The following is a 24,686-nucleotide window of genomic DNA, read 5'->3' on the forward strand; positions in this document are numbered from 1 at the left end:
CCGGCCGACGCAATATACTGCAGGCAAGTTCATTCAATATCCTTGCCTGCGATCTAATCACTGTTAACTGTCTCTATCTATGAAAGTTGTAACCTGGAACTGTAATGGAGCACTCAGACGAAAGCTTGCAGAAGCAGATAGCTTGCGAGCTGATGTCTTGGTGGTTCAGGAGTGTGAAGACCCTGCGCTATCGACCCTCGCATATAGAGAGTGGGCCGGTTCTTACCTGTGGGTGGGCGAGTCAAAAAATCGTGGCATCGGCATTTTTCCGCGAAACGGTCATCGAGTCGAAAAGTTAACTTGGAGTGGCAGCTTTTCCGTCCCTGGGCTTTTCAGCAAAAGTGAGACACTGAGTTGGAGCACGGAAGATCTCAGGCTTTTTCTCCCTTTCACTATCAATAGAGATTTCACCGTGCTGGCCGTCTGGACGAAGGGGCGCAATGAAGAAGCATTTGGCTACATGGGGCAATTCTGGAAGTACCTTCAGATTCACCGTGACGATCTTAGCGGGCCAAAGACAGTCATTCTCGGCGATTTTAATAGCAATGTGCGCTGGGATAAGCCGGACCGCTGGTGGAATCACTCAGACGTAGTTGCTGAGCTCAGCGAGATGGGTTTCAAGAGCCAGTATCATCGAGTCTTCGAGGAAGAACAGGGCAATGAGACCAGCCCGACATTTTTCTTGCAGCGGAACCGCGAGAAGGCCTATCACATCGACTATGTTTTCACCTCGTCAGACTTTGCAGAAGAATGTAGTTTGCAGGTCGGTCAGCACGACGAGTGGATTTCAATAAGTGACCACGTACCGTTGACGCTGAGCATAAACAGTTAACAATCGGCTGCACAGCGACCGATTTTCCGCCGCTTCGCGGCTCCAAACCGGCGCGTGAGCCGGGCGTTAGACTTAGTGCCAAAGTTTCCAACAGCCAATACAAAGGGAGATATATGATGCCAAAAATCAACGTACAGCTTCGGCCTGCCTGGAGGAATTATTGGGCGGGATTCGTGATAGCCGCTCTTTTACTTCTTGCAGCTTTAGGCGGAACAGTCGCAGAAGCTGAAGGAGAAGCAGAGATCGGCGGCGGTATATTCTTAGCATTAGCGCTTGTTGTTCTCGGGTTCGTCGCTTTTAAACGGTACTCTTGGAAGTTCTCAATTGATGGAAACCGGGTTTCCAGACATTATGGGATAATTTCTAGAAACCAGCAAAGTGTCCGGATAAAAGACCTACGAAGTGTTGAGCTAGACCAGAGCTTATTCCAAAGGCTATTCGGGATAGGTAACCTGTCATTTTACTCAGCTGGATCGGCAACGGCTGAGGTTAAATTTCATGGGATTAAAGAGCCAGCAGAATGGCGTGACAAAATAGATAACGCAATGGATCAATTAAAAGATTCAAATGAATAGGTATCCAAGCAGATTCCCACACCAAAAGTCTAACAACCGGTTCAACGCGGACGCGGGCAAAGCCCGCGCCGGTTAACCGGGGCGTTAGATGCCACCCATGATGATGAGAATAGGTGAACTTGCTAAAAGTGCGGGAGTTTCGGTCGAGACGGTTCGTTACTATCAGCGGCGAGGGCTTTTGGATATTCCAGAGCGCCCATACGGAGAGAATCGGCACTACTCGCCCTCTCACCGTGATCGTCTGTATTTCATCAAGCGCGCTCAAGCGCTTGGGTTCACGCTATCGGAAATTGCCTCCCTGCTTGAACTTTCAGCATCCGATTGTGCGGGGGTCGAAAGCATAGCTAACCGGAAGTTGCTGCTGGTGCGCGAAAAATTAATTGATCTTGCCAAGATCGAAGCCGTCTTGGAGCAAGCCGTTGCTAGCTGCAAAGATCGCAAGCCTTATGAGGGGTGCCCTATCATAGAGAGTCTGATCGAAGAAAAGAGTTGATACCGTACGTAGGTACGGGATTTATACTGATCGTGTCTCAATTGTAAAGGTCGCTTGTAATGAAAGAATCTCTCCTAAGCTTCGGCGGTATTGGAAGCAGTGTGTCAGCTGTAGCCGCTGCGGCCCCTTGCTGCCTTCCGTTTCTTGCTTCCGTTGCGAGCACAGTCGGTTTATCTGCTTTACTACCCTACTCCGAGTACATTGCGTACATCGTGCAAATTTTTGGTTTGCTGGCAGTTGTCGGCGCGTTCCTGTCATTTCGGAAAAATGGTAAGTACGGGCCATTAGCCTTAACAGTAGTGTGCTTTGGTGCATTGGTGGTTGTTTACAACATTTTCCTACTGGGATGGCTGCTGTACTCTGCGCTGGTTGGGCTGATAGTTGCTGCCATTTGGAACACTTTGGAAACCAAGAGGTGTAATCAATGCGTAGCACAGGCATAGTTCTTCAATCGGAAATCACTTGCCCACACTGTGGTTATCAAAAAACAGAAACTATGCCAACTGACGCATGCCAATATTTCTATGACTGCGAATCCTGCAAACGGGTCCTAAAACCAAATGCCGGAGATTGCTGTGTTTTTTGTAGCTTTGGATCGATAAAATGCCCGCCAATACAGGAAGGTAAGTGTTGCGAGTAATGGCATCTAACAATTGCATGGAGTGGGACGCATTTTCCGCTACGCCCTTTGGGCTCCGCTACAACTGCGCCCCTCATGCAAGACGTTAGACGCCATCCATGATCATGAGAATAGGTGAACTTGCTAAAAGTGCAGGAGTTTCGGTCGAGACGGTTCGTTACTATCAGCGGCGGGGGCTTCTGGATATTCCGGAGCGCCCATACGGCGAGAACCGGCACTACTCGACGTCTCACCGTGATCGTCTGTATTTCATCAAGCGCGCTCAAGCGCTTGGGTTCACGCTGTCGGAAATTTCCTCCCTGCTTGAGCTTTCAGCATACGATTGCGCGGAGGTCGAGAGCGTAGCTAACCGGAAGTTGTTGCTGGTGCGTGAAAAATTGAATGATCTTGCCAAAATCGAAGCTGTCTTGGAGCAAGCCGTTGCCAGTTGCAAAGATCGCAAGCCTTATGAGGGATGCCCCATCATAGAGAGCCTGATCGAAGAAAAGAATTGACGCCGTACTTAGGTACGGGATTTACACTGACCGTGTCTTAATAGTCAAGGTCTCATGCCATGAAAGAATCCCTTCTAAGTTTTGGTGGTGTCGGAAGTAGTGTGTCAGCGGTAGCCGCTGCGGCTCCTTGCTGCCTTCCGTTTCTTGCTTCCGTTGCCAGCACAGTCGGTTTATCTGCTTTACTGCCTTACTCCGAGCACATTGCGTACATCGTGCAAATATTCGGCCTGCTGGCAGTTTTCGGCGCGTTTCTGTCATTTCGGAAACATGGCAAGTACGGGCCATTAGCCTTAACCGTAGTGTGCTTTGGTGCATTGGTGGTTGTTTACAACATTTCGCTACTGGGATGGCTACTGTACTCTGCGCTGGTTGGGCTGATGGTTGCTGCCATTTGGAACACTTTGGAAGCTAGGAGGTGTAATCAATGCGTAGCACAGGCATAGTGCTTCAATCGGAAATCACATGCCCCCACTGTGGTCATCAAAAAACAGAAACCATGCCAACTGACGCATGCCAATATTTCTATGACTGCGAGTCCTGCAAAAGGGTCCTAAAACCAAATGCGGGAGATTGTTGTGTTTTTTGTAGCTTTGGTACGATTAAATGCCCTCCAATACAGGAAGGCAAGTGTTGCGAGTAATGGCATCTAACAATTGCATGGAGTGGGACGCACTTTTCGCTACGCCCTTCGGGCTCCGCTACAACTGCGCCCCTCATGCAAGGCGTTATATCGTGTTCACCGAATGAGGATAAGTGGGGATGCTTTACTACCGATACAGACCGCCATCGGAGCTAAGCTTCAAGGAGTTGCTGTATAGCGAACTGTACTTCTCATCCGCTGCAGAGTGTAACGACCCATTCGATGGCGCCGCATTCTACAAATTCTCTGTAGATTACGATCGGTGGCGCAGGCTTTTCACGTGGGCGCTCGGGGACCTTTCAGCGCAGGAACCTTCAGTGGCTGACGCTCTTGCAAAACAGATGTGTTCCATCGGCGAGCTAACATTTGATGAAGCAGCCGAACTTGACTACCGCGAAATGCTTAGATCGTGCGCTGGCATCGACAATCCTATTTTTCAAATAGCAATGGCGGAGTGTATTTATCGGGCGTACGAGACTTACAAGCCAGAAGAACATTATTTCGTCTCATTCGCTAGAGTTCCGGATGAACCTCTTCTTTGGTCCCACTACGCGGGGCGTCACGAAGGATTCTGCTTAGTATTTCGGAGCATTCAGTCGTCGATTTGGCAGTACCAAGAGACCTTGAAGCGATCTATCGCCAGAAAAACGCCGAGAAGCTTCTCGCCGAACATGAGTCAGGGGCTTCCGAAACGTTTTCCGATCCGTGATATCACTTATGAAGAAGAGCCCAACTACTTAAATGCATTCTATCGGTTTGCGGAGTCCGTCGCCAATGTAGACTTTTCAGAGCAAGAGCGTCGCGATCTCGCTTCCGAGCAACAAAAACACTATTTCACCAAGAGTCGTTCGTGGGCGTATGAGTGCGAATCTCGTATCGCGCTACGCTCCCCAGCGTCGTGGCTTTTCGGAGAACGCGTCGAATATTCACGCCAAGAGAGGTTGTTCCGTTTTGAGCCGTCTCAATTAGTGGGCGTAATCCTGGGTGCGCGTGCGTCCGACGAAACAAGGACGCGAGTTCTGGAGATCGTAGCAGAACGAAGAGATGAATTGAGTGCGAGTCGAGACTACAAAAGGACAATTTTTGATTGCCTTGTGCAGCAGGCTGAACTATCTACGCGGGGCCGGCAAATAGTCGTTAAACCCACTCACATATTTGGTCTAGGTGATTGCCTCGAACCTGAAAATAATGGGTTTGAACAACGGTTGAGCGATTGGCAGAAAGGATGCGGATTGGAGTTCGACGGAACGAGGGGCGCGAGAAAGGTCTTTGCAGAAGATCTTGACTGATATAACTAAACGCTTGAGGTGACGCTCGCGAGCTTGCGCACCTCAGCTTGCTGTTAGCTTCAAATGTTGGAAATCCGATGACAGATCAAACGAAGGAAGAATTGCCTGAACTGAGCGATCAGGAGATCAAAGATTTCCTGGAATCTGCTCCGCTGTATGCGCGGAGGCGCTATGGGTTGCCTACGGTCAATCGAACAAGCTTACACATTCAGCAGATTGATGATCACTGTGATGTTTGTGGAGAACGCCGGCCATTTGGAGATATTCGGCCCAAGGGAGGGGGTTCCGGTATGGCAGTCCCTCGGCTTGATACTGGCAGGTCATATTTCGAGTTCACCTGCTTGACGTGTCGGCGTGCCTCTAGACGGTACTACGTCGTCCAATTCGTCACTGATGAACACGTAGATATTGAAAAGGCAGGCCAGTACCCCAGGCCTAGGCTTCCCAGGAATCGGCATGTTCAACGATTTATGGCGGATGACGCTGCGAATTATGAGAAGGCAATTGCATGCCTAGCTAATGCCTACGGAATCGGAGCGTTTGCGTACTATCGTCGATTGGTTGAGGACAATATAGGGAGATTGCTGGAATTGGTTCGGGAAGACGCAGCTGCGTCATCTTCCGGAACCGAAACCCTCGCAGCACTGGAACAGCTGGGTACGAATTGCCCAATGGCTGAGAAAATAAAGATCGCGAACGATGCCGTTCCAGCTCATCTAAAACCAGATGGATTGAATCCCCTTGGCCGCTTGTATGGGGCCTTGAGCGAGGGAATCCACAGCCTTTCGGAGGAGCAGTGCCTCAACCAGGCAAGGCTAATTGATCAGTGCTTGGCGTTCTTGCTGGCTGAGTTGGCTGATCGCAAAAAGCACCGAGAAGAGTTTAAGCGATCCGTCGGTGGTTTATGAAGCTAACAATCGGCTGCACGGCGACCGATTTTTCGCCGCCTTCGCGGCTTCAAACCGGCGCGTGAGCCGGGCGTTAGGCAAAAAAGGTTGGGAGAGATCTTTTGCTACAAATATCGTCTGGAAAACTCTTCCAAAGAGACGTGGGGTATGAAAATCACCTCCGGGGGGTCATTTACACCAATCTAAAATTTTTCAGAGATGCAAAGATCGAAACTAGCGCAGGGTCTCTTCTTCCAACATCTAATTTACGAAAATCCCTTGCTTTGGTGTATGAGTTTACTGAGCTTGTCGAGTCTCAGGGAAATGGTCCGGGGATTTTGGTATCACATGGTATCGATCCATATCTATCCGATTTCTCCGTTGTATTGTCTTTTGCTCTCAATTGCATCGCAACGCCCGATCATGAGCTTACAAATAGATTAATAGGCGGGCAGAGTGGCCCGTCTACCCCTTATCCGCCAAATTTGTTAGTAAAAAGGGTCTTTGATAAGGAAATAGCTTGCAAGCAAGCTGAAGAGGCATATTTGATCGATTTTACAAACCAGCTTATTGGCTTAGAAAGGAAAACATTCTTAAGCGTAATGCGAGCAATTAGAACGTACGTAACCGGCATGCATAGGGTTGCTGATGACCTGGAGCTTGCATATACATTAATGGTTGCAGCTGTTGAATCTCTTGCCCAAGACTTTGATCGGCATGAAGCTACTTGGGGAGACGTGGACGCAAAGAGGCGAACGCGCGTAGATCGAGCTTTATCCCAAGCAAGTGACGAAACTGCCGAAGGTGTGCGGAATGCAATTTTAGCGACAGAGCAGACTTCGCTGGCGCGCAGGTTTCGTGAATTTATATTGAATCATCTTGCTCCATCTTTCTTCAGGGAAGAAGCAATAGACGCGGAGAGACCTGTTGCGAAAAAAGATCTGGAAAGGGCGTTAAAGCAGGCCTACCGTGCTCGTTCCCAATACATACACACACTTCAAGAGCTTCCTAGGATTCTTACTGATGGAGCATCGTTCTCTGAGACCTGTAGAGTTGATAGAAAGACATGGCTTACTCTGCAAGGCCTTTCCCGGGTAGCTAGACATGCGATCATGGAATTCATATATCGGCAGCCCACAACAGACAAGCAAATTTACGATTACAGTTTGGAGAGGGCTGGTATAGTGCAAGCCCCGTTGGCGCCCCAATACTGGGTTGGCAACACTAAGGGACTGAATAGAAATTCAGGGCCTATGAAGCTTGAAGGCTTTTTGTCTCAACTGGGCTCCCATCTTCTGAATGAATCAAATTCTACAATTACGGATCTTACACCTGTCCTCGAGGAATCAGAAAAATTGGTTCCCAGTATAAAAGAGGCAGAGCGCAGGCCTTTTGTCGCTCTATATGTTTTGTTCAATGGGCTTCTCCCAGAAGATAAAAGAATGTCAGGATTTAAAGAATTCAAAGACAGGTATCAGGCTGAGTTATCCGCTCCCAGTCCCGAAGCCCTCTTCGTTCATCTTCTATATTCATCGGTTCCAGAATGGAACTTGGACGCTCATGAGAACTCGGTGAACCGTTACTTTGAGAGTAGAGAAAACAAGTGTGGATTTCGGGCCCCTAGGGTTCTGGAGGCAGGTATTTGCTTAGAGCTGGCTGAGCGTTATCGCGCAAAAGGAAATATTGGAAAAGCCAGAGAGCTTGTTGAAATGGCAATAGAAAACTACCCAGAGCACAATGGGCTTCGTGATTCGGAAAACGTCCTAGTATCAGGTGACGAAAAGATAGCGTGGAGTGATGTTCTGCTGCCAAATAGCGACGAACTCGAGGGCGATGCCTAACAAGGCCGTCAACGCGGACGCATTCTCCGCTCGCTCTGCTCGCTACAAATGCGCCGGTTACGGCTGGCGATGCGCCGCTAGACTATCTCCCTGCCCTGAGCGGTGATTACTTCAAGTATGAATCGGATGCACTCGGCCGCAGTTTCCATATCTATGTAAGGCTTCCCGAATCCTACGGCGAAGGGGATGGTGAGTATCCGGTGGTATATGTGCTGGACGGGGACTCGCTTTTCCCGATCCTGGCGGCCAATCAGCTCTTTCTGGAATACGATGAAGACCTGCCCGAGGTGATTGTGCTGGGCATTGCCTACGGCAGCTTTGACCCATCTGTGAACAAGCGGGGTTACGATTTCTCCGCCCCTGCGGGCGATGCTGAGGAGGGGCAGGGCGGTGCGCCGGCCTTTCATGAATTTCTCGAGTCTGAGCTGATGCCTGAGGTGGAAGGGCGTTATCGGGATGATTCCTCGCGTTCCATCCTCTTCGGCCAAAGTCGGGGCGGGTACATGGTGCTTTATTCGGCTTTTACGGCGCTGGACCTGTTCTGGGGCCGGATTGCCAGTAATCCCTCCTTTGATCCGGGGCGTGAGCGGTTTTTCTCCGAGCCGGCGGCCGCGGCCAGGGACGACCTGGGTCTGGTAGTGACAAGCGGCTCCCGAGATTTCCCTCGACTTCGGGAGGCAGCGCTGGATTGGTTCAAGGCTTGGGAAGGGGCTGAGAAGGCACCCTGGGATATTCATCCGGTCACCATCGATGGCGGCACCCATGCGGCGGATAGCCCCAATAGCTACCGGGAAGGCATGCTCTGGCTCTTTGGACGGGAGTAGGCCTTGGTGGGCGGCTGCCGAATGGCGGTTTTGGTGAGCCCTTTTCTGACATGAAAATTTCCAATTCCCGACTAGACTAGGGATTGCCTGTTGGTTTCGGCTGATGTCGGAAAGGAGGGGATGTTATGAGAACGGTGTTTGGTGTTTTCTGCTGTGTCTTTTTGCTGGCCACCAGTGCCATGGCGGACGAGGACCGCTATCGGGGCGATGGCCACATGATGATGACCCCGGATGAGCTGGAGTGGGGGCCGGTGGGCTCCATGGGGGAAGGGGCGGAGATCGCCTTTATCGAGGGCGATTTGAGTGCGGAGGAGCCCTTTACCTTCCGCCTGCGGCTGGCCGATGGCTATCGCATCCTTCCCCATATCCACCCCGCCTATGAGCGTGTGACGGTCCTGTCGGGGACCCTGCACTTCGCTCACGGGGAAGAGTTCGACAAGGACGCCACCCGCAAGCTGCTCCCGGGCGGTGTGGCCATCATGCCGCCGGGGGACCCCATGTTCGGCTATGCCGAGGGGGAAACCGTCATCCAGCTGCATGGCACCGGCCCCTGGGGCATCGAATATATCGATCCGGACGACGATCCGCGTAACTGAAAGCCCATCCATTGCCCGTGGTCGTATCTCTGGGCCAGTGCTTAGCGGCCTGGCCCGGAGGCGCGGCCAGGGGCCTTTCCTTATCGCCGTACAGCCGTATTGGAACCGTCGACCGTCATCGGGGGTCTGACGAGGTCAGCGACCAAAGGTGATTGTCATGCATCGTTTCAAACCGATTGTTTCCGCCATACCCGCCATGGTGATGCTGGTTTTGAGCGGTTTTGCTGCCAACGAACTCCAGGCCGGTTCGGAAAGTCCTCTGGATCACCGGGATGACTACCAGATGGACTCCATCTCCGGTGGCGACTTTCGGGATTACATCTCCACCCACATCCAGGAAAACGACTCCTGGGCCCATTCCATGCGCGCCTTCGGCAGCTTTCATAACCACATGCATGAGCTGATGACCAAGATGGCCCGGCATGGGGCCGAGGAGCGGGGCGATGCCGAACACGTCCCAGCCTTCAGCCACCGCATTTCAGGTGGCCAATGGGGGCAATATCGCCAAGCCCTGGAGGAAGCGGAAGACGACTCGGCCTGGTACGAGCTGGTTCGGATCACCGAGATCATGCATGACCGGGTCCATCACGCTATGGCCCGATCCCTGATCCGGGATCGTGATGCCCGGGGGCGCGAGGTGGATCTACACGACTACCTGCGCGGGGAGGCCCTGGATCATGGTGAGGGCATTCCGGCGGAAGACGCCCGGCGCCTTTCCAACGCATCGCTGGATGAGTTTCGCGAGATGGCTTGGCGCTACGATGCTGATGCTCGCTATCTGCACGAGTCCATCCAGAGCATGATCGTCTTCGCCCACCTGCTCGACGATCTCCTCAACCAGTGGCTGGTCTATGGCGACAGCCTGCCCGCGGAAGGCTGCCGGCCCGAGGCCGGCGTCAAGGGCCAGCGGGCGGCGGGCTGGCAGGACTATCTTTCGACCATTGATGACTGCCCGGACGCCGAGTGGCGGGAATTCGTCAAAGTCGCCGGCCTCATGCGCGACCGCATTCACCACATGATGTACAAGATGAGGGTTTACAGTCAGTAAGCCCCTGTAAGCCTCTAATCGCTGCTGAGCAGCCCGATCTCCATTAGAAAGGCCCGGTAGGCCTCACGGGTCTGCGACTGGCTCATGATGTTGTTGTGGTGGGCGTCTTCCACCAGGACCAGGCGGCGCGGCTCCGAGGGGCTGGCCTCATAGAGCTTCTCCATCAGCACCGGTGCGGTCTGGCGATCATCTTCCCCGGACAGGAGCAGGAGCGGGCCGTCGTAGTCGGCCAGGTGATCCCGGTTGTCGAAGCCCCGTAAGGCCTCGTCCACTTCCAGACGGATGAAGGGCCGGGCAAACCAGGGCAGGCGGGCATGTTCCACAAAATCATCCACATTGGTGGCCGTGGCTTCCAGCACCAGGGCATCGATATCGGCCTCGGCACTGAGGCTGGCGGCCTCAAAGCCGCCCAGTGATAGGCCGTGCAGGATCAACGGCCCGTCCACCTGGGCCCGAACGTACTCATACACCGCCTTGGCATCCTCGAAGGCGGTATCAATGCCTGCTGAGCCGGCATTGCGACCCTGACCCCGGCGATCAAAGTAATAGACGTTCAGGCCCATGGCGGAGAAGTTACTCACCACGCGACTCATGCCCCGGTCCACGGACTGCATATTGCCCCCGTAGTAGAGCACCGTGACCTGCGCTGGATCCCCAATGGCCGACAGGCCATAGACCGAGCTGCCATCCGAGCGCTCGAAGTGGTGGTCTTGCAGCAAGTAGTCTTCCGGCAGCGTCTGCCCCAGCCCAAAGCTGGGCATCATCCGCTGTTCATCCACGGTGATGGTGGTGCAGCCGCCAAGGGCCAATAGAATCAAACCCACGGCCACCAGGCCGCGCTGAGTGCGCTTACCCACAGAATTTCCCCCTCAATTTAACTGGATTGCCTGATGTCCAGGCCAGAGTACAGGGTTTCTTACCAGCTGCCGTGATTTTAGGTAATTAGACCATGAGCGATTTTAATGCTCAAACTAGCCTTTCATTATGATAGCTCGGTGCCAGAATGTATAACTGGAAACCCGACTCAGCATCCACTACGCTAAATTCACAGCCAAGGATAAGCCGGAATCATGTCCTAGCTAAGCTACAGTCTGGAATCCCAGTACACCCAGGCCGCATTTTGGCCATTTCCCTACGTGTGCATTCATGGTAGATCAGCGGCGCCCGCTTGAGTGGCTTAGAGGAAATATGAAAGGTGAGTGTGAATGATTGAACGAATTTGGGGCTTCACTCACTCGAGTTAGAGGCTTGTATGTTTGATTTAAAATGCCCATAAATTGAAGTGGGTATAGAAGGAGCCTTATACCGAAAGCAAGTCACTTGGGGCTCAGAGAGTGATTATCTGGTCACTACTTAGGTACCATTAGATATTCGTTGTGAGGGGGATTCATGGTAAGAATCGTTCCGTGGATTTCGGCGATTGTCCTGGCATTTATAGCGGGTTATGGGATCTCAGGATACCTCGGATCAAAACCAATGACGTTATATGTCTCGGTTCCGGGAGAGTACTCGGTATATGCGCCTGGCGGCAATACGATTCATGCGTTTACCGTTCTGGGTCAAATAGAAAATAAGATCGATTGTCGATATTTTGATACCAGAGAGAAGTACGATGCGGTGGTTACCTATGATGTATTGCTTGGGAAGAAGAACGTTACGCCTAACTGTTACGCAAGCTTTCAGTCTCGGTGAATCTGAACCAGAGCGCAGGTGCCCCAACCCCCGAGGGAAACAATTTTGCCAAGGAGGCTAGCATGGCATTTTATCTTCGCAAGTCCGTACGTTTCGGTCTATTTCGGTTCAATCTATCGAAATCCGGCGTGGGCATCTCGGCTGTCGTCAAGGGGTTCCGTGTCGGTAGTGGTCCTAGAGGAAACTATGTTCATATGGGGCGCGGCGGGCTGTATTATCGAGCCGCCTTGCCGCCTGAAAAAGGTAGTACAGGCCCAAAGCGTCAGAGCAGCAACGTTCCACGTAGGCCTGTCGAGGCGGCTGAGGAGAGTGATCTCCAAGAGATCTCAAGTGCAGAAGCCTCAGAAGTGGTTGACTCGACGTCCGCTGAGTTAGTTGAGGAGATGAATAGGAAGCGTAAGATGATCCGGCTGTGGCCTCTAGCCGTCGCGGTAGCTTTGGTGGGAGCTTATTTCGTTTACTCTGCCGATCTCCCCGATATTGCCTGGGTCCCTTATGTGGTCGTCGCGGGATTGCTGATCGTAGCGGCAGCATATGTGGACAGGCTAAGGAAGACGACGGTTATTCTTTATGATTTGGAGGAAGATGCGGAGAGTCCTTATAAGGACCTGCATAGTGCGTTTGAGCGTCTATCCGGATGTGCCGTAGTATGGCATATTTCTGCCAAAGGTGGTGTCAGTGATCAAAAGCGCAATGCCGGTGCGGCCTTTGCTGTTGAGCGAATACAGACTAATCTCCAATGTAAGGATCCACCTTACGTAAAAACGAATGTGCCAGTAATGGCTATTCCAGTTGGCAAAACGACGCTGTACTTTTTCCCAGATAAAGTGTTGCTGTTTCAGAGCGGAGGTGTCGGCGCGGTCAGTTACTCTGAGCTCAATGTATCTATAGAATCGACTACGTTCGTAGAGGATGGTGCGCTACCGAAGGATGCTAAAGTCGTAGATTACACATGGCAATACGTGAACAAGAAAGGTGGTCCAGACAAGCGGTTTAACAATAATCGTCAGCTGCCAATAGCGCTGTACGAAGATTTGGCTTTCTCTAGCGTTACTGGACTCAACGAGCGTATTCAGCTCTCTCGCACTGGGTTTGGTGAGCCTTTTAAATCTGCATTAGAGAGACTCTCGCATGTTTCTGGGTGAAGTGGGTTGGGTCACTGGAAGCGTCATTTATTAGACAACCCATTGTGCTTCAAGTAGCGCTCCAAACCTGAAATGTCGGAATTGATGAGTGAATCTTCGTGGGGATCGAATGGTTTGTCCATGAATTCGACAATGAGAGTCATTCCGCCGAGTACATAGATTACCAGGAGGCTGGAAATCAGGCCTGTTAGGCCGGGGATCGCCACTATAACCATTATGGTGTAAATGACCGTTAGTCGCGTTAGTAGTCGGGTATAGACCCGAGGGGTTCGTGTTTGGACCCGGTGAACCAGAAATTGGGCGCACTGGTGCATGGAGTTGAAAATCGGCGCTGGGATGCTCTTGCCCTCTTTCTTTCTCAACTCGTCATTTGCTTCATCGAGACCAGTCTTTTCTCCACCTGAGGCGATTATTCGGTAGATGGTGTCGAGCCAGGAAAGGACATTTCTTTCGTCGTTAACATGAGGTCGGGCCGCCTCGACGCTTCCTGTCAATAATTCCATTTGTTGGTCGAATCCATAGATTCGGGTGTGGACCGTGGCAAGGCGAGTTGACAGTAGAATACCGATGGCGAAGCCAATCACGGTAATCATGGTATCGATACCGTGAATTCGGGGCCATAGTCCCAAACCTTCCAGGTATAGAAGAGCAGCCTTTAGCGCAATCCCGCCGGCAAAGAAGGGCGAGAGCCGGGCAAGTACCTCAAGATGCTCGTTCTTTGCCTTCTTCACGTGTTTTAGCAGGCTGCTGCTTCGGACTAGCCGGAGCAGTCGCAGGCTGCGAATCCAGGCGCTGTCTATGGTTACGGTTGGGACGAAAAGGGATAGCAGTCCGGGAACCACGGCGACGAGGTCAATCGCACCTTGCCAGGTAAAGAGATACGCCCGTGGTGCAGGCCGCGTAAAAACTCGCAGAAGAATCTCGATGGTGAAGAAAACCACCAAGCCGAAGTGGAATATACGGAGGGCGCCCATGTGCTCGGTCGCTGCCTCGGGGTATTGAGCGACAATGGCCAGCTCGATAACGGAGCTCAGGATCAGTGCTACGACTAGCCAGTAGACAATCCATTGAGCTTTGCTGCGGGGCTCAAATAAGGCGCCATCAAGCCATTGGCGGACTGACCGTTTCGATTGGGAGGAGGCTGGAGTGTTGCTCATGGTCCAAGAGTTCCTTTTCTTGTGGCGGCATTCCAGTCCAGTGGCGGCCTAAATTCTATTGGTCTGATCCGGGGAGCAGTGCATTATTCAGCCGTAAATCACTGTGAATGAGCATAGCAAAGATTTTGCAGAGGGCACTCGGTCTGGAAAATAATGAAGTTTGTGGGATTTATGCCTCAATATATTGGTCTAGCCTGTGCGAGGCTGACGTTTCGTTGCCAGCACGGCGCTAGGCTTTTGTTAGTCAGAATGGAATAGGGAAGGACCAGTGGCACGCAATATAGAAATCAAGGCTCGGGCTCGGGATTTTGAGTCGCAGGAGAGCGTGGCGGCTCGGTTGGCGGATGGGCCGGGTGTTTTGATTGAGCAGGAGGATACCTTCTTTCATGTGGCTCTGGGGCGGCTGAAGCTTCGCGAGTTTGGGGATGGCTCGGGGGAGTTGATTCAGTATGAGCGGCCGGATTCCCTTGAGCCTGCGGAATCAAGCTATGTGCGCTCGCCGGTGGGTGAGCCGGATTCTTTGAAGGCGGCGTTGGCGGCCTCGCTCGGAGTGCGGGCGGTGGTTAAGAAGCGCCGGACGCTGTTTCTTGCCGGGCAAACCCGGATTCATTTGGATGAGGTGGCCGGGCTTGGGCGGTTTATTGAGCTTGAGGTGGTGCTTCGGGCGGAGCAATCCGAAGGGGAAGGGCGCCAGATTGCGGATCGGATGATGGCCTCGCTTGGTATTGAACCGTCGGATCTCATTGCCGGGGCGTATGTGGACTTGCTGGAGGCGGAAGGGGGGAGTGATGGGGTTAAGTCGAGTGGTTAGTGATTGGGATTGAGCTGGGTGGTCAGGTTTTCGGGGCGGCTGTTGAGGTAAAGTGGGGTCTCACGCTTATTTTGAGGTCGGCCTTATGAAAATCCTCGTCTTTCTCGGCACAGTGCGGGACAGCAGCCCGCCGAATCCACCGCGCTTGGGGGCCCGGGTTGCTGAGGCCTGTATGGCGGTGCTGGGTGAGCATGCGGATCTTGAGTTGGAGCTTGTGGATCCGCTGGATTATTCCCTGGAGGGGGTGTTCAAGCCCCACTTTGCCTATCACCAGCGCAAGGTACCGGAGGACTTGGAGGCGCTGGCGGGGAAGATTGAGCAGGCGGATGGTTATGTGATGGTGAGCCCGGAGTATAACCACAGCATGAGTCCCGCTCTGGCGAATCTGCTGAATCACTTTGGCAGTTCATTGTTCTCCTATAAGCCCAGTGCGATTGTGAGCTATTCGGCGGGCCAATGGGGTGGCCTGCGGGCGGCGGTGGCCATGCGGACCTTTTTGTCGGAGCTGGGCTGTTTGCCGGTCTCGGCCATGATTCACGTGCCCAAGGCCCAGGATATCTTTGCCGAAGACGGCGGGTTCCAGGAAGGGGTCGATGGGGATGAGTGGGCCCAATACTTCAATCGCACTTTCTTGCAACTGATCTGGTGGGCCAAGGCGGCCTGCTCCCATCGCGAGGCGGTGGACCCGCATGGGATGATCAAAAGCTTTAAGAACGACCCCTCCCAGCGGAATGCGCCTTAATGCCTGTTGATCTCGAAGCGCTTTATCCGAAGCTGATCCATCTGATGCTGGATCCGGTGTTTGTGGTGGATCGGGATGATCGGATTGTCTTTGTGAGTGATGCCTGTGAGTCGCTGCTCGGTTATCGGGCTGAGGAGATGATTGGCACCTTGATTACGGGCTATATGCACCCGGAGGACATGGCGGAGACGCGGGCCTCCATTGATCGGGTCATGTCGGGGCAGCCCCATCTGGATTTCCGTAATCGCTATGTCCGCAAGGATGGCGGGGTGGTGCATATTCTGTGGTCGGCCCGCTGGATCGAGGAGGAGGGCGTGCGGGTGGGTGTGGCGCGGGATATGACGGCCCTGAGTGAGGCCGAGGAGGAATTGCGCCGCCTGGCCCATCATGATCCGCTGACGGGGCTGACCAATCGCTTGCTGTTCACGGATCGGTTGGATACTGGCCTACGGGCCGCGCATCGCAATGGGGACGGACTGGCCCTGTTGTTTCTGGATGTGAATGATTTCAAGCACATCAATGATACCCACGGCCATGCGATGGGGGACCGGATTCTCTGCGTGATTGCGCGTCGGCTGGAGCGCTGTATTCGGGAGACGGATACGGTGGCTCGGATGGGCGGTGATGAGTTCACGGTGTTGTTAACGGAGATCGACTCGGAAAGGGCGGTTGCCGAGAAGTTGGACCAGATTGTTGCCGTCATGGCCGAGCCCCTGGGTTCGGACTTCGCCGGGGTCTCAATGCCGAGCTGCAGCATTGGCGTGGCCTGTTACCCGGCTGACGGGGCCGATGCCGATACCCTGTTAAGCCGTGCGGATGATGAGATGTATCGCATGAAAAGGCGTCTTTCGGCCGGCGGGTTACTGCCTTGAAGTCTACGAAATCGGCGGCCGCGCCGATCCTGAAACCAAGCTACGCCATACCGCCTAAGAATTCCCATTGGGACGTTGAGGGGCCAGCAGCCACACTGAGTCGACTACCTAACGGCAGATTCTTCTAATTGGCGCATTAGACTGTTGTTTTGGAGTACATATAAGGTTTCCTGCTCCCGCTCCCAGTCTTTTGCATTCATTATCACGAAGGCTTCTCCCGAAGATCGTGTCACTTTCAGCGGGGTGTGGCTGTCAATTACCCGCTCTACAAAGGCATTCAGGTTATCTCTGAATTGGTCTTCACTGACTGTGTCCATGGGGCCCCCTCAAATCTATGGTATCTCCCTAAAACTAGAGGCTCAGTCATAGCGAATCAATAGGATTCGCTATGACTGATGGATGGGGCAGTTTCTTTCTTGGGGCCTTCGTTCTGCTCCGTATTCTTCTTCTACTCGTTTTCATCGTCCGTCTTCTCGGCCACTGGCTTGGGGGTTTGGACTTCCAGTAGGTGGATGCGGCGGCTGTCGGCGCGGAGGATGCGGAAGCGGAAGCCTTCCATGGTGACGGTCTCGCCCCGGTGGGGGAGGTGGCCGAAGGCGTGGGTGACCAGGCCGCCGATGGTGTCGAATTCCTCGTCGCTGAAGTCGGCGTCCAGGGCCTCGTTGAAAGCGGCCACGGGCATCAGGGCGCGGATGGTGAAACGGGTGGGGGAGTGGCGGGTGAGATCGCCTTCCTCGTCTTCGGTGTCGGTTTCATCATCGATGTCGCCGACGATCTGTTCCAGCACGTCTTCAATGGTTACCAGCCCCGAGACACCGCCGTATTCGTCCACCACGATGGCCATGTGGTTGCGGCTGTTGCGAAAGTCCGAGAGTAGGACGTTGAGGCGTTTGCTTTCCGGGATGAAGCTGGCCGGGCGGATGTATTCACGCACGTTGAAGCCGCCCACCTGGCGTTCGGCGAAGTAGCGCAAAAGGTCCTTGGCCAGGACGATGCCGGTGACTTCATCCCGGCTTTCGCCCACCACCGGAAAACGGCTGTGGCCGGATTCGATGGCCATTTTCAGGGCATCGTCCAGGCTGTCGTCGCGGCTTAGGACCACCATCTGCCCGCGCGGGATCATGATGTCGCGGACCTGCATTTCCGAGACCTGCAGCACGCCTTCCAGCATGGCCTGGGCGTCGGCATCAAACAGTTCCCGGCGCTGGGCGTCGCGGAGCACGTCCACCAGTTCCACCCGGTCACGGGGCTCGCCGGACATGGCTTGCCCGATCTTTTCCAGCAGGCCCTTGAAGCCGTTGCTGTTGTCACTGTCCTGTTGTCGATCTTCCTTCATGGTCTCGGGGTTCGCGTGTTGGAAAACAGAGGGGCGGAGCCGGGGGCCGGCCGCCAGGTCTCAGGTCTCGTCCTGATAGGGGTCGGGGAAGCCCAGTTGATCCAGAATGCGTTTTTCCAGGGCTTCCATGTGCTCGGCTTGATCCCTTACTTCATGATCATAGCCCAGCAGGTGTAATACGCCATGGACCAGCATATGGGCCCAGTGGGCTTGTTCAAGCTTGTCTTGTTCGGACGCCTCCCGGGCCACCACTTCGGCGCAGATGACCAGATCCCCCAGGTGCCGCCAGGGCAGGCCGGGCAGCTCGTCGCCGGGGAAGGAGAGCACATTGGTGGGCCGGTCCCGGTCCCGCCATTGGCGGTTCAGGGACTGGCTTTCTTCCGGGGAGACAATGCGCAGGGCCAATTCCAGGGCCTGGCCGGAGAGTACCGCCGAGGGCCGGCCCGGGTCGGCATCGGCCCAGGCCAGGGCGGTTTCGGCCCAGTGCTGGAAGTCGGGCGCCTCGGGCAGACCCGGGGCATCGATCTCCACCGCCAGGTCCAGGTTCAGGCCACTAGGGGGAGGTTCGTCGTCCATGGGCTCGGGGGCGTCGGGATGGCTCATTGGTCCGTGTGACGTTCGTAGGCGGTGACGATCTTCTGCACCAGGGGATGGCGGACCACGTCCTTGGCGGTGAAGAAGGTAAAGCTCACGTCTTCCACATCCTTGAGCACTTCCACGGCGTGGCGCAGGCCCGATGTCTGATTGCGGGGGAGATCGATCTGGGTCACATCCCCGGTGACCACGGCCCGGGAGCCGAAGCCGATGCGGGTGAGGAACATCTTCATCTGTTCCACGGAGGTGTTCTGGGCCTCGTCCAGGATGATGAAGGATTCGTTCAGGGTGCGCCCGCGCATGAAGGCCAGGGGCGCGACTTCAATCACCTGGCGTTCGATCAGGCGGTTGACCCGCTCGAAACCCAGCATTTCATAGAGGGCGTCGTACATGGGCCGCAGATAGGGGTCGACCTTCTGGGCCATGTCCCCGGGTAGAAAGCCCAGGCGCTCGCCGGCTTCCACCGCCGGGCGGACCAGGATCAAGCGCCGGACCTGATCGGTATCCAGGGCCTCCACGGCGCTGGCCACGGCCAGATAGGTCTTGCCGGTGCCGGCCGGGCCGATGCCGAAGCTCAGATCCGAGCGCTGCATGTCGTAGAGATAGCGCTTCTGGGCCGGGCCGCGGCCGGTGATCTTGCCGCGACGGGTCTGGACGGCCACGTCCTGGCCGGGGTGCTCGCGCTCGTCCACCAGGGCTTCCAGGCCGGAGTCCTGCAGGCGCAGGTGGACCGCCTCCGGGCTCAGCTGATGCTCCTCGGTGCTGTCATACAGGGCTCGGAGCAACTGGCCGGCGGCATCCACCGGGCCCTCGTCGCCGATGACCCGGAAGTGATTGCCACGGTTATTGATCTCCACCCCCAGGCGGCGTTCCACCTGGCGCAGATGCTCATCAAACTGACCGCAGAGATTGGCAAGGCGGCGGTTGTCCACCGGTTCGAGACTGATGTCGAGGGAGCGCGGTTGGGCGTTCAATTCCAGACGGAGACCTCTCGGGAAATGGGTTCAGTGTCCACTATTGGGCTTAGCCCCTATTATATCAATCCCCGGCGCCCGAATCTTCCAACCATTTCCGAATGGCGGTCACCGAGCCCAGCATCCGCCCGCAATAGCGTTCCAGGAAATCCGCCTCGCTGATGCGCCCGGCCAGCAGATCCGGGGCGGCGGCCAGGGCCGCGGCGCCGTCGAAATCCACGTAGGCCAGACGGGTGGTGAGCTCCTCGGGCGGGCGGCCAAAGGCCCGGCCCGGCAAGAGCGCCACGCCGCTTTCGGCCAGCAGGCGCTTGCAGAGGGTTTCGCTGTCGTGAATGCCGCGCTCGGCCAGGCGGGCGCGCAGGGGCGAGAAATCCGGAAACAGGTAAAAGCCCCCGGCGGGCGGGGTCACCGACAGCCCGGTCTCGGACAGGGCCCGCCAGAGATGCCGGCCTACCAGGCTGAGCATATAGCGGCACTCGCGCAGGTATTGCTCGATCTCCGGGCCGCCCTGAAAGGCGCGGATGGCGGCGAACTGGATGGGCGAGCTGGTGGAGGTGAAGGTCTCGCTGGCCACCACCGCCATGGCGTCCTGCAGCCAGCGCAGGCTGCGGGGGAAGCAGAAGGTGCCCAGCCGCCAGCCCCCGGCGCCGCACCACTTGGAGAGCCCGGAGCTGATGATGGTGCCCTCCGGGTAGTAGCGGGCGATGGAGACATGCTCGCCCTGGTGATGCAGCTCGCCATAGATCTCGTCCGAGAGCAGCACCACCCGGTACTTGCGGGCCACCTCGGCCAGTTCCTTCAATTCCTCCAGAGTGTAGGTGTCCCCGGTGGGATTGGAGGGGTAGTTGAGGATGATGATGCGCGGCCGTGTGGGGTCATTGCGACAGACCCGGTCCAGCTCCTCCGGCATCAGGCGCCAGTCGTTCTCCGCCCGGGTGGGCACCCAGCGGATCTGGCGGCCGATGATATGGGCCTGGGGGGCGTAGCTGACCCAGCTGGGGGTGGGGATAACCAAGTCCCCGTAATAGGTGAGCTGGACGATGAACATCAGCTCCTTGGAGCCGGGCCCGATCAGGATGCGGTCGGCGTCGGCATCAATCCCCTCGGCCCGGCGGTGATAGTCCGCCACGGTTTCGCGCAGTTCCTTGAGCCCTTTGACGGGCAGGTAATCCTTTTCATGGGCATGGTCGCGCAGGGCCTGAGTGACCACCTGGGGCACCGGAAAGGGGGATTGGCCCAGGCCCAGGCGGTAGACCTCTCTCCCGGCGGCGGCCAGTTCCCGGCTGGCTTCATTGATGGCCAGGGTGGCCGATTGGCTCAGACCGCGGACATTGAGATTGAGGTTGATCTCCAGGGATTCGGGATTGATATCGTCATGCGCTGCATTCGACATGCCGTCTCCTGCGTGAGGGGGGAAAGATGACGAACTCCATAGGGAGATTTATAGCAGATATGCCAACCCCCGTGGGCCGCGTGTCGGACACCGCACAGAATGCACTTGCACGGCGGTACATGGTCTATATGATGGAATTTGTATTCCCTCACTCCCATTACTATTCGAGGTAGAACGATGAAAAAGCGACTTGCCTTGCTGGCTATTCTCGCATTGGCCTTCACCAGCCCCTTGATGGCCGAGGAACAGTCGGCACAGCCGCACGGGGAAGCCGACCGTACCGTGGAAATCGAGGGTTTCTCCCTGCCGGCCGAGGTGGAGATCGGGGAAAAGACCCTGGGCCTGAACGGCACCGGCATTCGTCGCGCCTTCTTCCGCGATTACTACCTGGGGGCGCTGTATCTGCCCGAGCCCATGAGCAGCACGGCGGAGATCATCAGCCGCCATGGCCCCTCCCGGATTTCCCTGAACTTTATCCGGGATGTGTCCTTGAGCCGCATGCAGTCGGCCCTGGAAGACGGTTTTGAAGACAACACCCCGGCGTCGGAGCGGGAAGCCCTGGCCGAGGAAATCGAGACCTTCAAGGATTTTTTCGAGCCGCCGCAAGAGGGTGATCGGATCGACATCGATTACGATCCCGAGCGGGGCACGATTGTCTCCATCAACGGTGAAGAGAAAGGCGTGGTGGAAGGCGCCGAGTTCAATCTGGCCGTGTTGCGGATTTTCCTGGGTGAAAACCCCGCCGATACCGATTTGCGCGACGGCATGCTGGGCATGGACTAAGACTGCCCGGCACAGCGTGATTGAAAGCCTTAAGGGGCAGCTTGCGGGCTGCCCCTTTTTTCATGCCCGCCCGCGTCACAGCCCGGCCAACTCACTCAGGAATTGATCCAGGCCCTGGATGTAGCGCTGGCGGCTGTCCAGAAAGCCCGTGTTGTGCCCGCCCTGCAGTGTGAGGAAATCCTTGGGCTGATTGGCAGTTTCATAGACGGCCCGGCCCTGTTCATAGGGGATGATCTCGTCATCCTCGCTGTGCACCATCAGCAGCGGCGCCTGGATGTCTTGCACATAGGCCTCGTTGTCGTAATCCATGCGGGCCAGCCAGCGGGCGGGGAAGAAGGGGTAGACGGCCTGGGCCATCTCCGGCACTGAGCGGAAGGCGGATTCCAGAATCACCGCCCCTGGCTGGTGTTCCCGGGCCAGCTCCGAAGCCACTGCTGAGCCCAGGGAACGGCCGAAAAGCACGATGTCTTCGGCCGGGATCTGCCGATCCTCGCGCAGGTGGGTCCAAGCGGCCCTCGCGTCCTGGCGCAGCCCGCCTTCCGAGGGGCTGCCCTCGCTTTGCCCGTAGCCCCGGTAATCGATGATCAGCACCGACAGGCCCAGTTCCCGGAAGATGGCGATGGATTCCAGGCGGTGGGAGATGTTGCCGGCGTTTCCGTGGAAAAAGATCAGGCTGGCCCGAGCCTCGGAGGCCGGAATCCACCAGCCGTGCAGCTCGACCCCGTCCCCGGTGCTGAGGTGCACATCCTCGTATTCCCAGCCCCGCTCAGCCGGGTCGGCCTGCAGGTCTCGCGTGGGCATATTGGGCTGATAGAGCAGATGGTTCTGGAAAACCCACAACAGGGCCAGCACCGCCAGATAGGCCACCGCAAAGATCATTAGCCAGCGCAGCATGGTGTGCTTCTCCGTATCGCCTTGGCTTTCCCTGGATCAGGATGAATTCCGGGGTCGGAACATGGTCTAGACTAGGGTAAACCCTGATCTCATGCCACGCCGGGTGTGCCATGCGAATCCTGATCCAGTGCCTGTTGTTGTTCAGCTTGCTCGGCCTCAGTCTCGATGCCGACGCCAGCCTGCGTTGCAACGGGAAACTGGTCAAGACGGGGGATCGCATGTTCGAGGTACGCGAGCATTGCGGCGAGCCGGATGTGGTGGTGCCCCTGCATAGCGCCTATACCGTCCGCCACGGACATGTGCCCACCCGGGAGGAGTGGCAGTACAACTTCGGGCCCCACCGTCTGATGCGGTTTCTGCGCTTTCAGGACGGGCGGCTGGTGCAGATTCGCACCGGCAAGCACGGCTTTCGCAGTTCCCCCGGCAGTTGCTCACCCAACAATCTGGAAACCGGCATGACCCAGCTGGAGCTGGCCGCCCGTTGTGGCGAGCCTCGTTCCAAGGAACTGCGGGTTACCTCAAAACGTTACCGGGTAGATGGTCTGGGAAGGGTCTATCAGGCCGGACAGGCCGCGGAAGACTGGATCTATGATTTCGGTTCCAATCGCTTCGTGCGCATTGTCACCCTGATCAACGGCCAGGTGGTCAACATCGAGCGCAGCAGTAGCCGCGGCAGCTAGGGATTGCTAGGCCCCGGCGGCCAGGCGTCGGCGTCGCCAGTTCCAGACCGCGCCCAGCAGGATCAGGGCGATGCCCAGGGCCAGGGCTGGCAGTCGCAGCGGCTCGGGTAGCAGGGAGACCGAGCCCACCGCCAGAAAGCCAACCAGTAGATAGCCCGGTGCCCAGACGCAGATGGAGAGTATATTGGCGATCATGAAGCGCCGGGGGGACATGCGGACCATGCCGGCCACTGCCGGCATCAGGGAACGCAGGGGCTTGGTGAAGCGGGCAATGAAGATGCTGCGGCTGCCGTAGCGGCGAAAGAACAGCCGGCCCCGACTGATTAGATCCGGGCGACGGGAAAAGGGCCACAGGCGGGTGAGTCGTTCCCGGTAACGCCGGCCCAGCCAGAAATTCAGCGAGGCCCCCAGAAAGGCCCCGGACAGGGCGGCCACGGTCACCGGTAGGACGTGCAGGGCATCCACGGCAATCAGGCCCCCGGCCAGTACCAGCAACACCACGGCGGGAATGAACCAGCCGATGAGTAGCAGGGATTCGAGGAAAATCAGCAAAAATATCAGCAGGGAGGCCATCAGGTAATGGGTGCGCATCCATTGCCCCAGTTCGGCCACCAGCAGTTCATTCATGTTTCAACCCCACTCCAATATGCTGCGCCCCAAGCGTGACTTGAGGCGACCGGGCATTGTAATCTGTCTGACGCAATTCCGCAGCAATCACGCAGTAATCACAAAACTGCTTGGGAGAGAGATATGAAGCTTCATTACAGCTATTGGCTGATACCGGTCGCCGCCTTGATGTTGGCGGCCTGTGAAACCGACGAGGTTCCGGAGCCGGAAACCGACGAGCCCGGCATGGTGGATCAGGCCGAGGAGCAGCCGAATCCCCAGGATGAATGGTGGGATCGCCTGCAGGCTCTGTGTGGCAATGCCTATGCCGGGGAAATGGTCCAGTATGACGAAGAGGCCGATGAGGGTTGGCTGGATGTGGATGTGATCATGCATGTGCGTGAGTGCAGCGAAAGCGAGATCCGCATCCCCCTGCATGTGGGTGATAATCGCTCCCGGACCTGGATCCTGACCCGCAGCGATGACAGCATCACCCTCAAGCACGATCATCGTTATCCGGATGGCAGTGCCGAGGCCCTGCACATGTATGGCGGTACCACCGATGACTTCGGCAGTGCCTATCGCCAGGAGTTTCCGGTGGGTGAGTTCTCTCAGGATCTCTTCCATGAAGAAGGTATTCCGGACAGTGCCGAAAATACCTGGTACATGGAAGTTCATCCCGGCGAGCGCTTCACCTATGGCCTGAGCCGCTTCAACCGGGAGTTCCAGGGTGATTTCGACCTGAGCGATCCGGTGGAGGAACCGCCCGCCCCGTGGGTGGTGACGCCGGAAGAATAAGCGGCCGAGCAACGGCCTGAATGGTATCGCCGCCCGCCGGTACTCGGCGG

The 24,686-nt window shown here is 56.1% G+C and carries 29 protein-coding genes and 1 pseudogene; 21 read left to right on the forward strand and 9 right to left on the reverse strand.

Annotated features, from left to right (window positions below; genetic code table 11):
* The first annotated feature begins 79 nt into the window (after positions 1-79).
* The 14 genes from J2T60_RS12720 (at position 80) to J2T60_RS12775 (ending at position 10,159) form a co-directional block, all read left to right on the forward strand.
* Complete coding sequence (locus tag J2T60_RS12720; protein ID WP_253451038.1) at positions 80-832, forward strand: endonuclease/exonuclease/phosphatase family protein; 753 nt, start codon at positions 80-82, stop codon at positions 830-832.
* A gap of 116 nt (positions 833-948) precedes the next feature.
* Positions 949-1,407, forward strand: coding sequence for a PH domain-containing protein (locus J2T60_RS12725; RefSeq protein ID WP_253451041.1), 459 nt, complete (start codon positions 949-951; stop codon positions 1,405-1,407).
* Between the two features lie 97 nt (positions 1,408-1,504).
* Entirely contained in the window at positions 1,505-1,900 is a 396-nt protein-coding gene (locus tag J2T60_RS12730; RefSeq protein ID WP_253451044.1) for a MerR family transcriptional regulator, read from the forward strand.
* 59 nt (positions 1,901-1,959) lie between these two features.
* Positions 1,960-2,343 carry a MerC family mercury resistance protein gene (locus J2T60_RS13440; RefSeq protein WP_366518319.1) on the forward strand — a complete coding sequence of 128 codons (384 nt, stop codon included), beginning with the start codon at positions 1,960-1,962 and terminating at the stop codon, positions 2,341-2,343.
* Positions 2,325-2,540 carry a GDCCVxC domain-containing (seleno)protein gene (locus J2T60_RS12735; RefSeq protein WP_253451047.1) on the forward strand — a complete coding sequence of 72 codons (216 nt, stop codon included), beginning with the start codon at positions 2,325-2,327 and terminating at the stop codon, positions 2,538-2,540. Before J2T60_RS13440 ends, J2T60_RS12735 begins: the two co-directional genes overlap by 19 nt.
* 98 nt (positions 2,541-2,638) lie before the next feature.
* Positions 2,639-3,034, forward strand: a complete 396-nt coding sequence (locus tag J2T60_RS12740; RefSeq protein ID WP_035525842.1) for a MerR family transcriptional regulator — start codon at positions 2,639-2,641, stop codon at positions 3,032-3,034.
* A 59-nt stretch (positions 3,035-3,093) separates the two neighbouring features.
* Positions 3,094-3,477, forward strand: a complete 384-nt coding sequence (locus J2T60_RS13445; protein ID WP_103685823.1) for a MerC family mercury resistance protein — start codon at positions 3,094-3,096, stop codon at positions 3,475-3,477.
* Positions 3,459-3,674, forward strand: coding sequence for a GDCCVxC domain-containing (seleno)protein (locus J2T60_RS12745; protein ID WP_084638734.1), 216 nt, complete (start codon positions 3,459-3,461; stop codon positions 3,672-3,674). The genes J2T60_RS13445 and J2T60_RS12745 overlap by 19 nt, the downstream gene beginning before the upstream one ends.
* A 119-nt stretch (positions 3,675-3,793) precedes the next feature.
* Complete coding sequence (locus tag J2T60_RS12750) at positions 3,794-4,963, forward strand: DUF2971 domain-containing protein (RefSeq protein ID WP_253451050.1); 1,170 nt, start codon at positions 3,794-3,796, stop codon at positions 4,961-4,963.
* A gap of 77 nt (positions 4,964-5,040) precedes the next feature.
* Positions 5,041-5,871 (forward strand): hypothetical protein, encoded by an 831-nt coding sequence (locus J2T60_RS12755; protein ID WP_253451053.1) that lies wholly within the window; start codon positions 5,041-5,043, stop codon positions 5,869-5,871.
* 101 nt (positions 5,872-5,972) lie between these two features.
* Positions 5,973-7,691, forward strand: coding sequence for a hypothetical protein (locus J2T60_RS12760; RefSeq protein ID WP_253451056.1), 1,719 nt, complete (start codon positions 5,973-5,975; stop codon positions 7,689-7,691).
* A gap of 95 nt (positions 7,692-7,786) precedes the next feature.
* Entirely contained in the window at positions 7,787-8,515 is a 729-nt protein-coding gene (locus J2T60_RS12765; RefSeq protein WP_301288479.1) for an alpha/beta hydrolase, read from the forward strand.
* A 125-nt stretch (positions 8,516-8,640) separates the two neighbouring features.
* Entirely contained in the window at positions 8,641-9,111 is a 471-nt protein-coding gene (locus J2T60_RS12770) for a cupin domain-containing protein (RefSeq protein WP_253451059.1), read from the forward strand.
* Between the two features lie 157 nt (positions 9,112-9,268).
* The gene (locus tag J2T60_RS12775; RefSeq protein WP_253451062.1) at positions 9,269-10,159 is read left to right on the forward strand and encodes a hypothetical protein; all 891 of its coding nucleotides are present in this window, start codon (positions 9,269-9,271) and stop codon (positions 10,157-10,159) included.
* A gap of 14 nt (positions 10,160-10,173) precedes the next feature.
* Here J2T60_RS12775 and J2T60_RS12780 read toward each other — a convergent pair whose 3' ends face one another.
* Positions 10,174-11,016, reverse strand: coding sequence for an alpha/beta hydrolase (locus J2T60_RS12780; protein ID WP_253451065.1), 843 nt, complete (start codon positions 11,014-11,016; stop codon positions 10,174-10,176).
* Between the two features lie 897 nt (positions 11,017-11,913).
* On the opposite strand from J2T60_RS12780, the gene J2T60_RS12785 reads away from it, so the two are divergent.
* Entirely contained in the window at positions 11,914-12,996 is a 1,083-nt protein-coding gene (locus J2T60_RS12785) for a DUF4236 domain-containing protein (protein WP_253451067.1), read from the forward strand.
* A gap of 23 nt (positions 12,997-13,019) precedes the next feature.
* Here J2T60_RS12785 and J2T60_RS12790 read toward each other — a convergent pair whose 3' ends face one another.
* Positions 13,020-14,153 (reverse strand): ion transporter, encoded by a 1,134-nt coding sequence (locus tag J2T60_RS12790; protein WP_253451070.1) that lies wholly within the window; start codon positions 14,151-14,153, stop codon positions 13,020-13,022.
* Between the two features lie 268 nt (positions 14,154-14,421).
* On the opposite strand from J2T60_RS12790, the gene J2T60_RS12795 reads away from it, so the two are divergent.
* The 3 genes from J2T60_RS12795 to J2T60_RS12805 all read left to right on the forward strand — a co-directional run bounded on the left by J2T60_RS12795 (position 14,422) and on the right by J2T60_RS12805 (position 16,578).
* On the forward strand, positions 14,422-14,964 hold the full coding sequence (locus tag J2T60_RS12795; protein ID WP_253451073.1) for a class IV adenylate cyclase: 543 nt from the start codon (positions 14,422-14,424) through the stop codon (positions 14,962-14,964).
* A gap of 85 nt (positions 14,965-15,049) precedes the next feature.
* Positions 15,050-15,706, forward strand: coding sequence for an NADPH-dependent FMN reductase (locus J2T60_RS12800; protein ID WP_253451076.1), 657 nt, complete (start codon positions 15,050-15,052; stop codon positions 15,704-15,706).
* Positions 15,706-16,578 carry a sensor domain-containing diguanylate cyclase gene (locus J2T60_RS12805; RefSeq protein WP_253451078.1) on the forward strand — a complete coding sequence of 291 codons (873 nt, stop codon included), beginning with the start codon at positions 15,706-15,708 and terminating at the stop codon, positions 16,576-16,578. Before J2T60_RS12800 ends, J2T60_RS12805 begins: the two co-directional genes overlap by 1 nt.
* A gap of 113 nt (positions 16,579-16,691) precedes the next feature.
* Here the strand turns inward: J2T60_RS12805 and J2T60_RS12810 are convergent.
* From J2T60_RS12810 to J2T60_RS12830, 5 genes and pseudogenes are all read right to left on the reverse strand, one after another.
* Positions 16,692-16,895, reverse strand: a pseudogene (locus J2T60_RS12810) (type II toxin-antitoxin system Phd/YefM family antitoxin); the annotation flags it as partial.
* Positions 16,896-17,026: 131 nt separating this feature from the next.
* Positions 17,027-17,914 carry a CorC family transporter gene (locus tag J2T60_RS12815; RefSeq protein ID WP_253451081.1) on the reverse strand — a complete coding sequence of 296 codons (888 nt, stop codon included), beginning with the start codon at positions 17,912-17,914 and terminating at the stop codon, positions 17,027-17,029.
* 60 nt (positions 17,915-17,974) lie between these two features.
* Positions 17,975-18,517 carry an rRNA maturation RNase YbeY gene (gene ybeY, locus J2T60_RS12820; protein WP_253451084.1) on the reverse strand — a complete coding sequence of 181 codons (543 nt, stop codon included), beginning with the start codon at positions 18,515-18,517 and terminating at the stop codon, positions 17,975-17,977.
* Positions 18,514-19,482 carry a PhoH family protein gene (locus J2T60_RS12825; RefSeq protein WP_253451088.1) on the reverse strand — a complete coding sequence of 323 codons (969 nt, stop codon included), beginning with the start codon at positions 19,480-19,482 and terminating at the stop codon, positions 18,514-18,516. Before J2T60_RS12825 ends, ybeY begins: the two co-directional genes overlap by 4 nt.
* 64 nt (positions 19,483-19,546) lie before the next feature.
* Positions 19,547-20,875: a pyridoxal phosphate-dependent aminotransferase gene (locus J2T60_RS12830; RefSeq protein WP_253451091.1), complete on the reverse strand. Its 1,329-nt coding sequence runs from the start codon at positions 20,873-20,875 to the stop codon at positions 19,547-19,549.
* A 177-nt stretch (positions 20,876-21,052) separates the two neighbouring features.
* On the opposite strand from J2T60_RS12830, the gene J2T60_RS12835 reads away from it, so the two are divergent.
* On the forward strand, positions 21,053-21,658 hold the full coding sequence (locus J2T60_RS12835; RefSeq protein WP_253451094.1) for a chalcone isomerase family protein: 606 nt from the start codon (positions 21,053-21,055) through the stop codon (positions 21,656-21,658).
* 75 nt (positions 21,659-21,733) lie between these two features.
* Here the strand turns inward: J2T60_RS12835 and J2T60_RS12840 are convergent, their stop codons facing one another.
* Positions 21,734-22,552 (reverse strand): alpha/beta hydrolase, encoded by an 819-nt coding sequence (locus tag J2T60_RS12840; RefSeq protein WP_253451097.1) that lies wholly within the window; start codon positions 22,550-22,552, stop codon positions 21,734-21,736.
* A gap of 110 nt (positions 22,553-22,662) precedes the next feature.
* Here J2T60_RS12840 and J2T60_RS12845 point away from each other — a divergent pair, with 110 nt between their 5' ends.
* Positions 22,663-23,232, forward strand: coding sequence for a DUF2845 domain-containing protein (locus J2T60_RS12845; RefSeq protein ID WP_253451100.1), 570 nt, complete (start codon positions 22,663-22,665; stop codon positions 23,230-23,232).
* Between the two features lie 6 nt (positions 23,233-23,238).
* On the opposite strand, the gene J2T60_RS12850 is transcribed toward J2T60_RS12845, so the two are convergent.
* Positions 23,239-23,859 carry a DedA family protein gene (locus J2T60_RS12850; RefSeq protein WP_253451103.1) on the reverse strand — a complete coding sequence of 207 codons (621 nt, stop codon included), beginning with the start codon at positions 23,857-23,859 and terminating at the stop codon, positions 23,239-23,241.
* A gap of 123 nt (positions 23,860-23,982) precedes the next feature.
* Here J2T60_RS12850 and J2T60_RS12855 point away from each other — a divergent pair, with 123 nt between their 5' ends.
* Positions 23,983-24,636: a hypothetical protein gene (locus J2T60_RS12855; protein WP_253451106.1), complete on the forward strand. Its 654-nt coding sequence runs from the start codon at positions 23,983-23,985 to the stop codon at positions 24,634-24,636.
* Positions 24,637-24,686 lie beyond the last annotated feature (50 nt).

Source organism: Natronospira proteinivora (assembly GCF_024170465.1).
Lineage (GTDB): Bacteria > Pseudomonadota > Gammaproteobacteria > Natronospirales > Natronospiraceae > Natronospira > Natronospira proteinivora.

Bases quoted from the DNA above. Each gene is read 5' to 3' on its own strand.
- J2T60_RS12720 (WP_253451038.1), top strand. From the start codon at position 80: ATGAAAGTTGTAACCTGGAACTGTAATGGAGCACTCAGACGAAAGCTT.
- J2T60_RS12725 (WP_253451041.1), top strand. From the start codon at position 949: ATGCCAAAAATCAACGTACAGCTTCGGCCTGCCTGGAGGAATTATTGG.
- J2T60_RS12730 (WP_253451044.1), top strand. From the start codon at position 1,505: ATGATGATGAGAATAGGTGAACTTGCTAAAAGTGCGGGAGTTTCGGTC.
- J2T60_RS13440 (WP_366518319.1), top strand. From the start codon at position 1,960: ATGAAAGAATCTCTCCTAAGCTTCGGCGGTATTGGAAGCAGTGTGTCA.
- J2T60_RS12735 (WP_253451047.1), top strand. From the start codon at position 2,325: ATGCGTAGCACAGGCATAGTTCTTCAATCGGAAATCACTTGCCCACAC.
- J2T60_RS12740 (WP_035525842.1), top strand. From the start codon at position 2,639: ATGATCATGAGAATAGGTGAACTTGCTAAAAGTGCAGGAGTTTCGGTC.
- J2T60_RS13445 (WP_103685823.1), top strand. From the start codon at position 3,094: ATGAAAGAATCCCTTCTAAGTTTTGGTGGTGTCGGAAGTAGTGTGTCA.
- J2T60_RS12745 (WP_084638734.1), top strand. From the start codon at position 3,459: ATGCGTAGCACAGGCATAGTGCTTCAATCGGAAATCACATGCCCCCAC.
- J2T60_RS12750 (WP_253451050.1), top strand. From the start codon at position 3,794: ATGCTTTACTACCGATACAGACCGCCATCGGAGCTAAGCTTCAAGGAG.
- J2T60_RS12755 (WP_253451053.1), top strand. From the start codon at position 5,041: ATGACAGATCAAACGAAGGAAGAATTGCCTGAACTGAGCGATCAGGAG.
- J2T60_RS12770 (WP_253451059.1), top strand. From the start codon at position 8,641: ATGAGAACGGTGTTTGGTGTTTTCTGCTGTGTCTTTTTGCTGGCCACC.
- J2T60_RS12775 (WP_253451062.1), top strand. From the start codon at position 9,269: ATGCATCGTTTCAAACCGATTGTTTCCGCCATACCCGCCATGGTGATG.
- J2T60_RS12785 (WP_253451067.1), top strand. From the start codon at position 11,914: ATGGCATTTTATCTTCGCAAGTCCGTACGTTTCGGTCTATTTCGGTTC.
- J2T60_RS12790 (WP_253451070.1), bottom strand. From the start codon at position 14,153: ATGAGCAACACTCCAGCCTCCTCCCAATCGAAACGGTCAGTCCGCCAA.
- J2T60_RS12800 (WP_253451076.1), top strand. From the start codon at position 15,050: ATGAAAATCCTCGTCTTTCTCGGCACAGTGCGGGACAGCAGCCCGCCG.
- J2T60_RS12805 (WP_253451078.1), top strand. From the start codon at position 15,706: ATGCCTGTTGATCTCGAAGCGCTTTATCCGAAGCTGATCCATCTGATG.
- J2T60_RS12815 (WP_253451081.1), bottom strand. From the start codon at position 17,914: ATGAAGGAAGATCGACAACAGGACAGTGACAACAGCAACGGCTTCAAG.
- ybeY (WP_253451084.1), bottom strand. From the start codon at position 18,517: ATGAGCCATCCCGACGCCCCCGAGCCCATGGACGACGAACCTCCCCCT.
- J2T60_RS12830 (WP_253451091.1), bottom strand. From the start codon at position 20,875: ATGTCGAATGCAGCGCATGACGATATCAATCCCGAATCCCTGGAGATC.
- J2T60_RS12835 (WP_253451094.1), top strand. From the start codon at position 21,053: ATGAAAAAGCGACTTGCCTTGCTGGCTATTCTCGCATTGGCCTTCACC.
- J2T60_RS12840 (WP_253451097.1), bottom strand. From the start codon at position 22,552: ATGCTGCGCTGGCTAATGATCTTTGCGGTGGCCTATCTGGCGGTGCTG.
- J2T60_RS12845 (WP_253451100.1), top strand. From the start codon at position 22,663: ATGCGAATCCTGATCCAGTGCCTGTTGTTGTTCAGCTTGCTCGGCCTC.
- J2T60_RS12850 (WP_253451103.1), bottom strand. From the start codon at position 23,859: ATGAATGAACTGCTGGTGGCCGAACTGGGGCAATGGATGCGCACCCAT.
- J2T60_RS12855 (WP_253451106.1), top strand. From the start codon at position 23,983: ATGAAGCTTCATTACAGCTATTGGCTGATACCGGTCGCCGCCTTGATG.